This window comes from Pullulanibacillus pueri (genome assembly GCF_014639255.1).
Taxonomy (GTDB): Bacteria; Bacillota; Bacilli; order Bacillales; family Sporolactobacillaceae; genus Pullulanibacillus; species Pullulanibacillus pueri.
Genome location: NZ_BMFV01000024.1, coordinates 37,037 through 50,633 on the forward strand (window position 1 = coordinate 37,037; position 13,597 = coordinate 50,633).

The 13,597-nt window shown below is 40.8% G+C and carries 17 protein-coding genes; 15 read left to right on the forward strand and 2 right to left on the reverse strand.

Translation table 11 applies throughout. The features are described 5' to 3' along the window. The first annotated feature begins 9 nt into the window (after nucleotides 1–9). The 3 genes from IEV91_RS14390 to deoC all read left to right on the forward strand — a co-directional run bounded on the left by IEV91_RS14390 (nucleotide 10) and on the right by deoC (nucleotide 2,891). Nucleotides 10–777 (forward strand): 16S rRNA (uracil(1498)-N(3))-methyltransferase, encoded by a 768-nt coding sequence (locus tag IEV91_RS14390; protein WP_188498118.1) that lies wholly within the window; start codon nucleotides 10–12, stop codon nucleotides 775–777. 1 nt (nucleotide 778) lies between these two features. Then, complete coding sequence (gene mtaB / locus IEV91_RS14395; protein WP_188498119.1) at nucleotides 779–2,125, forward strand: tRNA (N(6)-L-threonylcarbamoyladenosine(37)-C(2))-methylthiotransferase MtaB; 1,347 nt, start codon at nucleotides 779–781, stop codon at nucleotides 2,123–2,125. Nucleotides 2,126–2,237: 112 nt separating this feature from the next. Continuing rightward, entirely contained in the window at nucleotides 2,238–2,891 is a 654-nt protein-coding gene (gene deoC, locus IEV91_RS14400; RefSeq protein WP_188498120.1) for a deoxyribose-phosphate aldolase, read from the forward strand. 42 nt (nucleotides 2,892–2,933) lie between these two features. On the opposite strand, the gene IEV91_RS14405 is transcribed toward deoC, so the two are convergent. Next, nucleotides 2,934–3,266 carry a hypothetical protein gene (locus tag IEV91_RS14405; protein WP_188498121.1) on the reverse strand — a complete coding sequence of 111 codons (333 nt, stop codon included), beginning with the start codon at nucleotides 3,264–3,266 and terminating at the stop codon, nucleotides 2,934–2,936. Between the two features lie 32 nt (nucleotides 3,267–3,298). Then, nucleotides 3,299–4,225: a Na/Pi symporter gene (locus IEV91_RS14410; RefSeq protein WP_188498122.1), complete on the reverse strand. Its 927-nt coding sequence runs from the start codon at nucleotides 4,223–4,225 to the stop codon at nucleotides 3,299–3,301. 84 nt (nucleotides 4,226–4,309) lie between these two features. Between IEV91_RS14410 and IEV91_RS14415 the strand changes: the two genes are divergently transcribed. The 12 genes from IEV91_RS14415 to IEV91_RS14470 all read left to right on the forward strand — a co-directional run bounded on the left by IEV91_RS14415 (nucleotide 4,310) and on the right by IEV91_RS14470 (nucleotide 13,591). Then, on the forward strand, nucleotides 4,310–4,714 hold the full coding sequence (locus IEV91_RS14415) for an acyl-CoA thioesterase (protein ID WP_188498123.1): 405 nt from the start codon (nucleotides 4,310–4,312) through the stop codon (nucleotides 4,712–4,714). Between the two features lie 300 nt (nucleotides 4,715–5,014). Then, nucleotides 5,015–5,188 (forward strand): 30S ribosomal protein S21, encoded by a 174-nt coding sequence (gene rpsU, locus IEV91_RS14420; RefSeq protein WP_188498124.1) that lies wholly within the window; start codon nucleotides 5,015–5,017, stop codon nucleotides 5,186–5,188. A 15-nt stretch (nucleotides 5,189–5,203) separates the two neighbouring features. Beyond that, complete coding sequence (locus IEV91_RS14425) at nucleotides 5,204–5,647, forward strand: GatB/YqeY domain-containing protein (protein WP_188498125.1); 444 nt, start codon at nucleotides 5,204–5,206, stop codon at nucleotides 5,645–5,647. Between the two features lie 230 nt (nucleotides 5,648–5,877). Next, nucleotides 5,878–6,864, forward strand: a complete 987-nt coding sequence (gene floA, locus IEV91_RS14430; protein WP_188498126.1) for a flotillin-like protein FloA — start codon at nucleotides 5,878–5,880, stop codon at nucleotides 6,862–6,864. A gap of 55 nt (nucleotides 6,865–6,919) precedes the next feature. Next, nucleotides 6,920–7,372, forward strand: a complete 453-nt coding sequence (locus IEV91_RS14435) for a hypothetical protein (protein WP_188498127.1) — start codon at nucleotides 6,920–6,922, stop codon at nucleotides 7,370–7,372. A 22-nt stretch (nucleotides 7,373–7,394) separates the two neighbouring features. Then, complete coding sequence (locus tag IEV91_RS14440) at nucleotides 7,395–7,568, forward strand: hypothetical protein (protein ID WP_188498128.1); 174 nt, start codon at nucleotides 7,395–7,397, stop codon at nucleotides 7,566–7,568. A gap of 100 nt (nucleotides 7,569–7,668) precedes the next feature. Continuing rightward, entirely contained in the window at nucleotides 7,669–7,959 is a 291-nt protein-coding gene (yqfC, locus tag IEV91_RS14445; RefSeq protein ID WP_188498129.1) for a sporulation protein YqfC, read from the forward strand. Nucleotides 7,960–7,965: 6 nt separating this feature from the next. Beyond that, nucleotides 7,966–9,201: a sporulation protein YqfD gene (gene yqfD / locus IEV91_RS14450; protein ID WP_188498130.1), complete on the forward strand. Its 1,236-nt coding sequence runs from the start codon at nucleotides 7,966–7,968 to the stop codon at nucleotides 9,199–9,201. A 275-nt stretch (nucleotides 9,202–9,476) separates the two neighbouring features. Next, nucleotides 9,477–10,439 (forward strand): PhoH family protein, encoded by a 963-nt coding sequence (locus IEV91_RS14455; protein ID WP_188498131.1) that lies wholly within the window; start codon nucleotides 9,477–9,479, stop codon nucleotides 10,437–10,439. A 64-nt stretch (nucleotides 10,440–10,503) separates the two neighbouring features. Continuing rightward, the gene (locus tag IEV91_RS14460) at nucleotides 10,504–12,693 is read left to right on the forward strand and encodes an HD family phosphohydrolase (protein ID WP_188498132.1); all 2,190 of its coding nucleotides are present in this window, start codon (nucleotides 10,504–10,506) and stop codon (nucleotides 12,691–12,693) included. A 60-nt stretch (nucleotides 12,694–12,753) separates the two neighbouring features. Continuing rightward, on the forward strand, nucleotides 12,754–13,224 hold the full coding sequence (gene ybeY, locus IEV91_RS14465; protein ID WP_188498133.1) for an rRNA maturation RNase YbeY: 471 nt from the start codon (nucleotides 12,754–12,756) through the stop codon (nucleotides 13,222–13,224). A gap of 4 nt (nucleotides 13,225–13,228) precedes the next feature. Then, nucleotides 13,229–13,591 (forward strand): diacylglycerol kinase family protein, encoded by a 363-nt coding sequence (locus tag IEV91_RS14470; protein WP_188498134.1) that lies wholly within the window; start codon nucleotides 13,229–13,231, stop codon nucleotides 13,589–13,591. Nucleotides 13,592–13,597 lie beyond the last annotated feature (6 nt).

The following is a 13,597-nucleotide window of genomic DNA, read 5'->3' on the forward strand; positions in this document are numbered from 1 at the left end:
GGGGACATCATGCAACGTTATTTTGTTCCTGATATCAATTTTGAAGACGATACTGTACGCATTGAAGGTGAGGATGCCCGTCATATTCAAAAAGTGATGCGGATGTCTCCGAATGATCAAGTCATTGTCTGTAATTTTTCAGAAGAAGCCTTTTTATGTGTTATTTCAACCCTTCAAGGGCCAGCAGGCGAGGTCATAGCGATAGTGAAAGAAAAGCTTGCGACGCCAACAGAGATGCCCATCAATGTGACGATCGTCCAAGGCTTAGTAAAAGGGGATAAGCTTGATTGGGTCGTTCAGAAAGGGACAGAACTAGGGGCTGCTAGCTTCATTCCTTTTCAAGCGGAACGCTCAGTTGTCAAGTGGGATGGCGGAGCCAAGATCAGTCGTAAACGAGAACGGCTTGAGAAAATAGCTAAGGAAGCAGCTGAACAAGCCCATCGCTTGAAAGTCCCTAGTGTTCGTGGTCCGCTTTCACTTGAAGAGGTTATTAAGGAAAGTGAGCAATATGATGCTTGTCTTGTTGCTTATGAAGAAGAAGCCAAGCAGGGGAAGCAATCAGGATTACCGACTTTATTAGAGCGCCTGCCAAGGGGCGCTTCACTACTGGCCATAATCGGCCCTGAAGGGGGCCTTTCAGAAAGAGAGGTCCAAGCCTTGCAGGCTCATGGGTTTATGGCCTGCGGTTTAGGTCGTCGCATACTAAGAGCAGAGACGGCTTCGCTCTATTTACTATCCGCACTATCATTTTATTATGAATTACAAAGAGGTGAGTGACATGCCATCAGTTGCTTTTCATACCCTAGGCTGTAAAGTCAATCATTATGAAACAGAAGCGATCTGGCAACTCTTTCAATCTCATGGATATGAAAGAAAAGATTTTGAGACAAGTGCAGATGTTTATGTAGTCAATACGTGTACAGTAACGAATACTGGAGATAAAAAAAGCCGCCAAGTAATTCGGCGGGCGATTAGAAAAAACCCGAATGCGGTTATCTGTGTGACGGGGTGCTATGCACAAACATCACCAGCGGAAGTAATGGCGATTCCGGGAGTCGATATTGTCGTTGGGACTCAGGACCGTGAGAAGATGCTCGGCTATATTGAAGAGTATAAAACGGAACGTGAACCGATCAATGGTGTGTCCAATATAATGAAGGCAAAAGTGTATGAAGAACTAGAAGTCCCGGCCTTTACTGATAGAACTCGGGCATCCCTTAAGATTCAAGAAGGGTGCAATAACTTCTGTACCTTCTGTATTATTCCGTGGGCACGTGGGCTCTTACGCTCTCGTAAACCAGAAGCTGTCCTCGAACAAGCCCAACAGCTTGTCGATGCTGGCTATAAGGAAATTGTCTTAACAGGCATTCATACCGCTGGTTATGGAGAGGATATGAAGGATTATAATTTTGCTCAGCTTTTAAGGGATCTAGAAGCGAAGGTAAAAGGTGTGACCCGTTTACGGATTTCTTCAATAGAAGCAAGTCAAGTCACTGATGAAGTGGTTGATGTGATTAATAACTCAAAATTAATTGCCCGTCATCTTCATATCCCATTACAATCCGGTTCAGATTCAGTCTTGAAACGGATGAGAAGGAAATATTCAACGGCTTTCTATGCTGAGAAAATTAAGGCTCTTAAGAAGGCTTTGCCGGATTTTGCGTTGACTTCAGATGTTATTGTAGGTTTTCCTGGGGAAACTGAAGAGGAATTCCAAGAAACTTATAATTTTATTCGTGAGTTAAAATTTGCCGAGCTTCACGTTTTTCCTTATTCACAACGTACGGGAACACCTGCTGCGCGGATGGATAATCAAGTACCAGATGAGGTTAAACATGAACGTGTGCGCAAATTAATCACGTTATCTAATCAGTTAGCAAAGGAATATGCTTCTAAGTATGAGGATGAAGTGTTGGAAGTTATCCCTGAGGAACCCTTTAAAAAGGATGTAACCACAGGAGAATGGGTAGGCTATACGGATAATTATCTTAAAGTGCGTTTTCCAGCGACTCCTGAAATGGAAGGAAAGCTCGTACGGGTTAAAATTACAAAAGCGGGCTATCCTTATAGTCAGGGGCAATTTGTCCGCGTAATGGATGAAGAAAAGGCTCAGCAAGTTATATAATGAGGGATATAGGAGAGGCTCTTGGAGTCTCTCTTTTTGAAAGCTCAGAAGTATAAGCTGCAGAAGGAATGAAGCGTACCCCTTTTTTCTAAAATCTAAGGAGGTAAGAGGGATGAGTCAGATAGCAAAGTACATTGATCACACTGCACTTAAACCTGATATCAAGCGACATGACATTATAAAACTTTGTGAGGAAGCTAAAGCGTATGAATTTGCTTCAGTTTGTGTCAATCCCTTTTGGGTAAAAACAGCAGCTGAGCTACTAGCCGAGAGTCCAGTTAAAGTCTGTACCGTCATTGGCTTTCCTTTAGGTGCTAACACGACGGAGACTAAGGTTTATGAGACGGTGAATGCTATTCAAAACGGTGCCGAAGAAATTGATATGGTGATCAATATTGGTGCATTAAAGGATGACCAACAGGAGCTTGTAAAAGAAGAAATTGAGGCGGTTGTGGAAGCTACAGAAGAACGCGCGATTGTTAAGGTGATATTAGAAACCTGTTTACTCACATCTGAAGAAATAGAAACCGCATCTCGATTATCGAAAGAGGCGGGAGCGCACTTTGTGAAAACGTCGACGGGTTTTTCATCTGGTGGCGCAACGATTGAGGCTGTTAAATTAATGCGCGCGACTGTCGGAGATCTTATGGGTGTCAAGGCCTCTGGCGGGATTCGGGATTTGGAAACAGCCCAGGCCATGATTGATGCAGGAGCAAGTCGTATTGGGGCAAGTAGCGGCGTCTCAATTGTAAAAGCAGAAGAATAATGAAACAAATCTATTTAAGGAAAAAGACCCAACGATAATGGATTATCGTGGGTCTTTGTTGGTTTGTGGACTCTTTTCATAGTGAGTATAGGGCAGTCTTGAGAGTATGACAGGATCAGAAAGTCGGGTATTGGGAAGCTCCTGGACGCCGCCTTCCGGTATCGATGACTTTGTCTGTTCATTGGTGCTGGGGGCATTAATTGATGGCTTTTCAATAAAAGTGCGCTTAGGCATCTTAGAAGCGATAGGTTGAACATCCTTATTCAGATGCTCCTTAGAGGTCCCAGGAATAAGGATACAAGTGATGATGAATAAACATCCCAAGGCGAGGATGCATCCTAAAGTGAAAAATGATCTCCGATTTTTTCGCCTCATACAATACTCCTCCATAATTTTTACGGCTTATTTTAAATAGGTTTTAACCGTCTTTCAACCCACTGACCATAGAGGTTTGCGAAGGGCAGAGCAAGTAAAGCCGTGATGATATTAAAGATAATAGAGCTGTACGCCAACTGTGAATCTGGCTCTGAAACAAAGGTGAGTATGAATGATGTAAATAGAGAAATAAACGGAACGAAAAGAATGGCCCCGAATAAATTAAAAAGGGTATGAGTATAGGCTGTCCAACGTGCTGCTGAAGTACTATCGATACAAGCAATTAAAGCCGTAGTGCATGTTCCGATATTTGCTCCAATCATGATACAAATGGCAGAGTCAAGTGCCAAACTGCCATGATTAATAAAGCCCATCGCAATTAAAATTGTGGCCGAACTGGATTGGCACAATGTTGAAAATAATGCTCCAAACAAGAGGCTAGCGCCTATGGAATGGTTTACCATAAGGAGGATGTTATTAATGACCTCAACGCTTTGTAGAGGCTCAGCAAGCTTGTTAAACCCGTCCATAGATATAAATATACAGCCGATACCAAAAAGCACCGTTCCGATGACAAACGTTCGCTGGAAAGGAAGAAAAATAAGGAATATCCCAAAGGCCAACAGAATAAATTTTAATTCGCCAATATCAAATGTTGCGATGAGCCCTGTCACTGTTGTCCCGATATTGGCTCCTAAGATGATCCCTATAGTTTGTCTGAATTGCAGGAGACCTGTCATGGTTAAACTGATGACAATTACAGTGACGAGGGAGCTGCTCTGTAATAAAGCCGTTGAGAGTGTACCTACAATAAGTCCTTTTATTGGATGATCCGTCATGTGGTAGAGAAGCTTTTTAATGCCAGTTTCTGAAATGTTTTTAAATCCAGTTTTCATGACTGTCATTCCAAACAAGAATATCGTAATATAAATAATGAAAGACGTTAAGATCTGGTACATAGATTGTATCACCCATTGCTATTCTATTGGACAAGGCAGGACTTCATGACAAGTTTGTACTACCGGAATTGGAGTGTGAGCGAGATGGCAGTAACAACAACCGTTAGAGTGCGATTTAGTGAGACGGATGCCATTGGGCATGTCAACAATGTCAGTTATTTTATTTATATCGAGCAAGCGCGTGTTGATTTTTTAAAATTTCTTAGCATCAGCATCAACACGTCTGATGAACACATCAAGGCAGCGGTTGTTTCTGTCTCATGTGATTTTTTTAGTCAAGCTTTTTTTGATGATGAGCTCGACATTAACACATTAGTTGAAAAGATTGGGAGCAAGAGTCTCACACTGAGGCATGTGATTTATCATTCCGATACAAAGAAAAAGATTGCTGAAGGGAAATCGGTGGTCGTGCTTCTTGATGTGAAGCAGAATAGGAGTGTTGCTCTTCCAGAGAGTTGGATCGATAAGATGAAAGAACATCTTGTTTAAATAGCTCCAAAATGAAAGGGGTTCCATGTTTTGGTTTAGTGTAAATAGTGTACAACTTTGTTAACATAAAAAAAGATTTTTAAATGGTGTCCCTTGAAGGAATATAGTTTTTGCTCAATTTTGGATGAATCAATTCGTAGGATTCAGTTGACCAAAGGTCGGGTTTCGTATATAATGGCAATCGACATCGTATTTTGAAAAGGTGTTATAAAGGCATATAAAATACGAGTCGCGCTAAAGGATTAACGGAAAACCGCATCCTTTTAGAAGCGTTTGCTTTTTGGAGGGAGGGAAACACAGATGGTTGAAACAAAGGTACGCAAGAATGAAACCATAGAAGATGCACTACGTCGTTTTAAGCGTTCAGTAGCTAAGTCAGGCACCATGGCCGAGGTTAAGAAGCGCCGACACTATGAAAAGCCTAGTGTTAAGCGCAAGCATAAATCTGAGGCTGCGCGGAAACGCCGCAAATAATAAAGGGGTGTACTGATGACTCTTTTAGATCAATTGGCTGCAGATATGAAAGAAGCCATGAAGAAGAAAGATAAAGAACGTTTGTCTACTATTCGTTTTCTTAAATCTTCTCTTCAAAATGAAGCGATTCATCTCGGTAAGGATCTTTCTGAGGATGAAATACTGGTTGTGTTATCTAGAGAACTCAAACAGAGGAAAGACTCCCTCCAAGAGTTTGAGAAAGCAGAGCGCCAGGATTTAGCTGATAAAGTGACGAAAGAAATTGAAGTCCTTGAAGGTTATATGCCAGAGCAATTATCTGAAGATGAACTAAGCCAAATTGTTGATGAAACGCTTGTAGAGGTTGGCGCAAAAACGAAATCCGATATGGGTAAGGTCATGAAAGCCATCATGCCTAAAGTTCAAGGCCGAGCGGATGGAAGTCAAGTGAAAAACCTAGTACAAGCACGCTTATCATAAAGTATATATCATTTTTAAGACCGCTAAGATTGGCTTGGCGGTCTTTTAGTTTTTTCAAAGAATATGAGTTGTTTTGAGATGGAAAGGTTTAGTGAAAAAATTTCCTTGTTTAATGAGGACTCGGCAGAAGCTTAGTTTTCTATGCGCATGTCCACACGATATGAATTTTTGAAACCTTTTTCAAAGAGAAGCGTATATCATTATAGGTCGATCAATTAGGAGGAGAGTTTATGGGGGGTATACCTGAAGCTGCTATCGTTTTATTTATTGCGATTGTGGTCATTATTGTATTAGCAATATTCTTTACGTTTGTTCCTATTATGCTTTGGATTTCGGCTCTTGCTGCCGGAGTGCGAATAGGTATTTTTACTTTGGTAGGGATGCGTCTGCGACGAGTTGTGCCACGTCGCGTGATTAATCCGTTAATAAAGGCTGTAAAAGCAGGTTTGCAAATCAATACGAATCAATTAGAAAGTCATTATTTAGCAGGTGGGAATGTCGACCGGGTTGTCAATGCCTTGATCGCAGCTCATCGTGCGAATATTGAATTAAGTTTTGAAAGATGTGCCGCTATTGATTTGGCGGGGAGAAATGTTTTAGAAGCTGTCCAAATGAGTGTTAATCCAAAAGTTATTGAAACACCTTTTATTTCGGGTGTGGCGATGGACGGTATCGAGGTTAAAGCGAAAGCCAGAATTACTGTTCGAGCCAATATAGACCGCCTCGTGGGTGGTGCTGGTGAAGAAACCATCATTGCACGGGTTGGTGAAGGGATCGTCAGTACTTTAGGATCATCAGATAGTCATAAAAAGGTGTTGGAAAATCCAGATCTTATTTCTAAGACCGTTTTAAGCAAAGGCTTGGATTCAGGAACAGCCTTTGAAATTCTTTCGATCGATATTGCCGACGTCGATATAGGCAAGAACATTGGGGCTCATTTACAAACCGAACAGTCTGAAGCTGATAAGAACATTGCACAAGCTAAGGCTGAAGAGCGTCGAGCAATGGCTGTTGCTCAAGAGCAGGAAATGAAAGCACGTGTTGAAGAGATGCGGGCGAAAGTAGTAGAGGCTGAAGCTGAGGTGCCTATGGCAATGGCTCAAGCTCTTAGAGAAGGTAAAATGGGTGTCATGGACTATATGAATTATAACAATATTAAAGCAGATACAAACATGAGAAATTCTCTTGGGGACATGAATGACAGTGACACTGAATAAGCAAGCAAGGAGTTATCGCTTTGTTCGTTTCCACCTATTAAGGAGGGCATACTAGATGTCTGCTTTTATTACAATTGCGATTATGGTTGTTGTTTGGGCGTTTATAGGAAGTGCAAAAGCGATGAAGGGGAAGAAAAATGAAGAGGTTTCCCATCCAAAGCCTTCTTTTGGCGTTCCTCTCGACGCAAGAGAAGAGCCTGGGCAGAGGCTTATTGAACGAGAGGTTCCCTACTTTTCATCGTATGAGGATCAGAAGAAGACGGCGGATTTTATTCCTGATGATGATCCCCCGGTCTTAATGGATGAACCGAAAGAAGAATGGGTCCAACCAACCGTCCGTCGACAAGTCGGATCGTCCCCTTTAGTGAGTCCGTCTAAAAAAAGAAAATCAACCGCTCATTTTAAGCTCAATCAAAAGAAAATGGCTGAAGCGGTCCTATTAGCTGAGGTTTTAGACCGCCCACGCGCGCTTAAACCTTTTGGAAAAGATAGACGCATTTCAAGGTAAAAAAACTCAAGGCTGTTTTGGTATGTCTAATGGCATACCGAAACAGCTTTTTAATTTTGATAATAGAAAAGCTGTGCTTGTTAATGAACAAGGCGCCAAAGGTGAATCAGTAGTGCTGAGTGTTGAAGGACAAGAAAAAGGCTGTACTGCAAACTCCAATTCGAAAAGTGCTTGCCTGCTTTTTTCTTTGATATAACTTAAAAAGCCAAAACATAAACTTTATAATCAGTGACTTGTGAAACGGAGTGATACTCCGGGAACTTTATTCATAAAGTGGTTAGTAGAGGTGGTGGACTTTGGCGAGCAGGAAATGGAAAAACCAATTAAAAACGTGGTTTGCTAATCATACTGATTTACCTTCAGATATTGTATTAGACCTTCCGAGAATTACACTCATTGGTCAATTACATATTTATATAGAAAATCACAGAGGCGTGCTGGCATTTTCTAACGATGAACTTCGGCTATCCCTAGAAGTAGGGCAGCTTTTGATCCATGGACATAACTTTGTTCTTAAAACCATTCTACCTGAAGAAATCTTACTAGAAGGAACTATTCAGAAGGTAGAATTTATTGAATCGAGGTGATAGGAATTGAAAAAGAGTTGGAATGAAAAGTGGTTTGGCCATGTGACCGTGATTATAAAGGGGAGGTTAATCGAACCTTTTCTTAACCAAGCTGTTAGAGAAGGCATCGAAATCTGGGATGTTAAACGGATAAACGAACAGAAAATAGAATGCGCCATCATGTTGAGGGATGTTAAAGCATTAAAACCTCTTTTAAAAAAGACGGAATGTCGAGTACATTTTAAAGACCGCTATGGGTTGCCTTTTGTTTTGCAAAGATTGATGTCACGGTCAGGCATTGTTATTGGCATCCTGCTAGCCTTTGCTATAATTTTTATTTTGTCCAATATGGTATGGGCTATTAATATTAATGGTGCGGATCCAAAGGTTGAACAAGAAATTCAGAGTATCTTGAAGAAGAAACATATACACGTCGGTTCTCTTGAATTCCTATTGCCCTCCCTTAACTCAATTGAAACTGAATTAAGTAGTCAATTAAATAAGGTGACGTGGGTTGGTGTGTCGAAACATGGGACAACCTATCGAATTGATGTTGTGCAAAAAGAGCTGCCAAAAAAGGAGAAAGAAACAGGACCAAGAGATTTAGTTGCGACGAAAGAAGGGACAATCCAGAGGGTCTATGTGGAGAAGGGGCAATCCATGGTTGAACCAGATCAGGTTGTTCAAAAAGGTGACACCCTTGTTTCAGGGACCATTGGTAAGACAGAAGATCCAGGATTCGTTTCTGCAAAAGGTAAAGTGATTGCTGAGACTTGGTACCACTCGACGACAGAAGTTCCTTTAGATACTTCTTATCAAACTTATACAGGCTCAACATATACCAAACACCAACTTACTCTATTTGGCTGGGATGCACCCTTGTGGGGGCTTAAGAGCAAACCTTTTGATAAGTACAAAAAAGAAGTGAATCGAAAAAAACTCCATTTCTTATTTTGGGACTTGCCGATAAGTTATAAAAAAACGGAGTATAGAGAATATGATAAAACAAGCCGCCCTTTAACGGAGACGGAAGCTTTGACTATTGGTAAAACTGATGCGAAAAACCATCTATTGGCTGGCCTTCCTGAGGGTTCAAAAGTCATTAACGAAAAGGTGAGAACAAAAAGAATCAAAGATGGAAAACTGATGCTAACCATCTTTTTTACTGTTCATGAGGACATTGCGGAGCCAAGATCCTTTCTACCAAAGGAAAGAAAGAAGGAAATCGAGAAGAAAAATGAGGAAGAAGAGGAATCTCAATAGTTTGCCGATGACGAACAGCCCAAGAGTGGTTGTTCTTTTTTTAGAAGAAATTTTGGTCAGCAAATAGGTGTTGTCTCCACTTCAGGCGCCAGGTTTATTCTAACGGTCTACGAAGGGGACATCCCCCCTCGTAGCAAAACTTTTTTATTGGGACTTCGGAAGAGGTGATGCCATTTCTTGGTCTACTTAAAATTGAGGAAAAATGGAATTAAGCTTTAGGAATATGGTACACTAATGGCAAGACCCTATTAAATAATCAAGGAGACTGATTGAATTTGTCAGAAAACCTTTTAGAAACAATAAATTTCCAACTAGAGAATACGCATGAAGCCATCACCCTATTCGGACCGGGTGATGCTCATTTAAAAATGATTGAGGACAAGCTTGAGGTCTCTATTGTCACGCGTGGAGAAGAAGTATCTGTCTCAGGAACACCAAAGAACGTGAGCATTGTTGAAGCGGTTTTAAAAACCCTTTTAAGCCTCGTGAAAAAAGGCATCACTTTTGGTGAAAGAGATGTGATTTATGCGATACAGTTAGCTGAAGAAGGACGACTGGAAGCGCTTGACGGGTTATACGATGAAGAAATTACAACCAATGCTAAAGGCAAGCCAATCCGTGTGAAAACTCTTGGTCAGCGCAAATATGTCCAGGCGATGAAAAAGCATGATATGGTATTCGGTGTAGGTCCAGCGGGGACCGGCAAGACCTATTTAGCGGTTGTTTTAGCCGTTACTGCTCTTAAGGCTGGGAGAATCAAACGCATTGTTTTAACTCGGCCGGCTGTAGAAGCTGGTGAAAGCCTTGGGTTCCTCCCTGGAGACCTCAAAGAAAAGGTCGATCCTTATTTACGTCCTCTATACGATGCTCTCCATGATGTTTTGGGAGTTGAGCATACTGCAAGACTTGTTGAACGTGGAACCATTGAGATTGCACCGCTTGCCTACATGCGTGGTCGGACTTTGGATGAAGCCTATGTTATTTTGGACGAAGCCCAAAATACGACCAATGAACAGATGAAGATGTTTTTGACTCGTTTAGGCTTTGGCTCAAAAATGATTATTACAGGCGACATCACACAAGTAGACTTACCTAAAGGAAAAACCTCTGGGCTTAAAATCGCTTGCGATCATCTTGCGAATGTTAAAGGCGTCTCTATTGTTTTCCTTGAACGTGTTGATGTTGTTCGTCATCCGCTTGTTCAAAAAATAATACAAGCTTATGAAGAAGAGGTATAAACATTTTTCTTATAGAGATTAAAGAGTAGAAATTGTTAAGAGCTAAAAGAAGAGGGGTCATGGAATGAAGTTTAATGAGTGGTCCACTTATTGGCATAATCTAAAAAAACATTCAATATTTTCTTGGCTGGTTCTCATTGCTCTTGGGATTGTCATGTTTATCTCGATGCTTAAGGTTGCCGTTCCTGATAAATTAGATATCAAACTACATCAAATCGCCAAACAGGATATCCAGTCTCCAATTGAAGTGGTTGACAGAAAGGCGACAAATGATCTGCGCAAACAAGCTGTAGCTGAAGCACCAACCTCTTATGTTTATAATAAGGATGATGCTTTAATACAAGTCGAAAAGGCCAATGATCTTTTCAATGTTCTACAGGAAGTTCGCGATGATAATAACAAAAGTGACGAAGATAAGGATGATGCAACCTCTGATTCAGACAAAAAAAAAGACAGTAAACTGTCACTTGAGGATCAAATTAAACTTGTACATACAAAATTAAATGATGCCACGGATAATCAGTTACCGGATGACACGATATCTAAGCTTTTAACTTTTTCGGAAGAAGATTTCTCTAGAACACGAGATATTACCAGTTCCACGATTTATGAAACAATGAGTAATAAAATCAAGTGGAGTGATCTTAAAGACACTCAGGAAAAAGCAGTGGATTCCATTCCGACGTCCGTGATCTCCCAAAACATACATGATGTTTTGAATGACATCCTTGTCCAATATATTGTCCCAAACTATGTTCTTGATGCAAAAACGACGAAGCGAAATAAAGAAGATGCTGAGAACACGATTGAACCCGTGGTTATAAGACAAGGGGAGGTCATCGTAAAAAAAGGTGACCTCATCACACGAGATGTGATACATAAATTAGAGGTTGTCGGATTAATGGACAACCACTTTAATATTTTTCCTTTTGTTGGTTTAACTATGCTCGTGCTCTTTCTAGTGGCGATGATCGCCGCAGAATTTAGGGTATTAAGCAGAAAAATTCCGACAGCGCCAAATGCGTATCTGAGTTATTTGTGTATATTTGTGATGACGATGTTGATTCTTTATCTTGGAAGTTGGCTTCAAGCCACGCCTTTGGATCATCTTGATTTAGTGATTCCCATCGCCTCTGGATCTTTGCTTATTACGATGCTACTGAATAAACGATTAAGTATGATATCAAGTATCGTGTTTGCCATATGCGGAGGGTTTATCTTTGATACAGCAGGGCTTTCGTCAGCCACCTTCGATTATGAAATGGCCCTGTACATTTTATTCTCATGTTTAGCCGGAGTTTTCCTTGTTCGCAAAGATCATGCACGTCCAAAATTTTTGCAGATTGGATGTTTTATTTCCGCTATCAATATTCTAAGTGTTCTTTTGCTTGTTTTTATAAAAAACGGCAACCTGAATTTTGTGAACGTGGGAATGGAGGCGGGCTTTGCTCTACTCTCAGGCTTTTTGTCAATTATTTTAACGATAGGACTTCTTCCGTTTTTTGAAGCGACCTTCCGTCTCTTGTCGCCCATGAAGCTGATTGAGTTATCGAATCCTAACCATCCATTACTCAGAAAAATATTGCTAGAAGCCCCGGGAACTTATCACCATAGTGTTATGGTTGCGAATCTAGCAGAACGAGCTTGTGAGGTAATTGGGGCCAATGGTCTCCTCGCACGGGTGGCTGCTTATTATCATGATATTGGGAAAACCAAACGTCCCCGCTTTTTTATTGAAAATCAATTTAATGGGGTCAATCCCCATGATCGAATATCTCCTCAGTTGAGCCGAACGGTGATTATCGCTCACCCCTATGATGGTGCGAAGATATTAAGAGAGCATAAACTTCCACGTGAGATTATTGATATAGCCGAGCAACATCACGGGACAACCTTACTTAAATATTTTTATTATAAAGCTAAGGAAGAAATGGGAGATGTCATACTGGAGGAAGAGTTTCGTTATCCAGGACCAAAAGCCCAAACGAAAGAAGCCGCGGTGGTTGAACTGGCAGACAGCATTGAGGCGGCAGTACGTTCCATGGCTAAGCAAACACCTGAAAAAATCGAGAAACTTGTGCAAAATATCTTTAATGACCGATTGGAAGATGGTCAATTTGATGACTGTGATATTACAATGAAAGAGCTCCATGCTGTTCGAACGTCAATTATTGAAACGTTAAATGGTATTTTTCATTCTCGAATTGAATATCCAGAAGAGGCAAAGAAAGAAAAAGATAAGAAATCCGTCTAACCGGTTTAAACGTCATGAGGCTAACTTTCAATAGCCTTGTAGGAACAGGAGGAAAGGTCCTTGCCTTTAACCATTGATTACAATAATGAACAAAATTTATTAAAGCCTTCTTATTTTGAAATGCTCACCGGTTTACTCAATCATGCTGCAGAGCAATTAAATATCGGTGAAGCAGAACTTTCATTAACTTTCGTAGATAACGAAACCATTCAAGACATTAATCATCGTTATCGGGATAAAAATCAGCCTACAGATGTGATCTCCTTTGCTTTAGAAGAAAAGGGGCCAGATGAAATTGAGATTGTTGGAGAAGATGTGCCAAGAATTCTTGGTGATGTGATTATTTCGATTCCAAAAGTTGAAGAACAAGCAAGTGAACATGGACATTCCTTTGAAAGGGAGCTCGGATTTTTGGCTGTCCACGGCTTACTTCATTTATTGGGATATGATCATATGACGAAAGAAGAGGAAGAGCAAATGTTCTCATTACAGGAGGATATTTTGTCCTCTTATGGCTTGAAAAGGGGATAATCTTATGAGCCAACCGGAATTTAATCGAAGTGTTCTCGCACGGTTTGGCTATGCGCTTTCAGGTTTAAAGCATGCTTTTAAAAAAGAAAACCATCTGAGATTTCATTGTTTTGCCGCTGTGGTAGTCTTTTTAGCGGCGCTGATTTTACATGTTTCGCTCGCGGATTGGTGTCTACTGCTTTTATTAATTGCTCTTGTCATTATTACGGAGTTAGTTAATACGGCAATTGAGCGGGTGGTTGATCTTGTGACGCTCGAAAAACATCCCTTGGCTAAAGAGGCTAAGGATATTGCGGCCGGAGCTGTCCTAGTGAGTGCGGCCATTTCAGTAGTAGTTGGAAGTCTCATTTTTATCAAATATCTTTAATTAAAG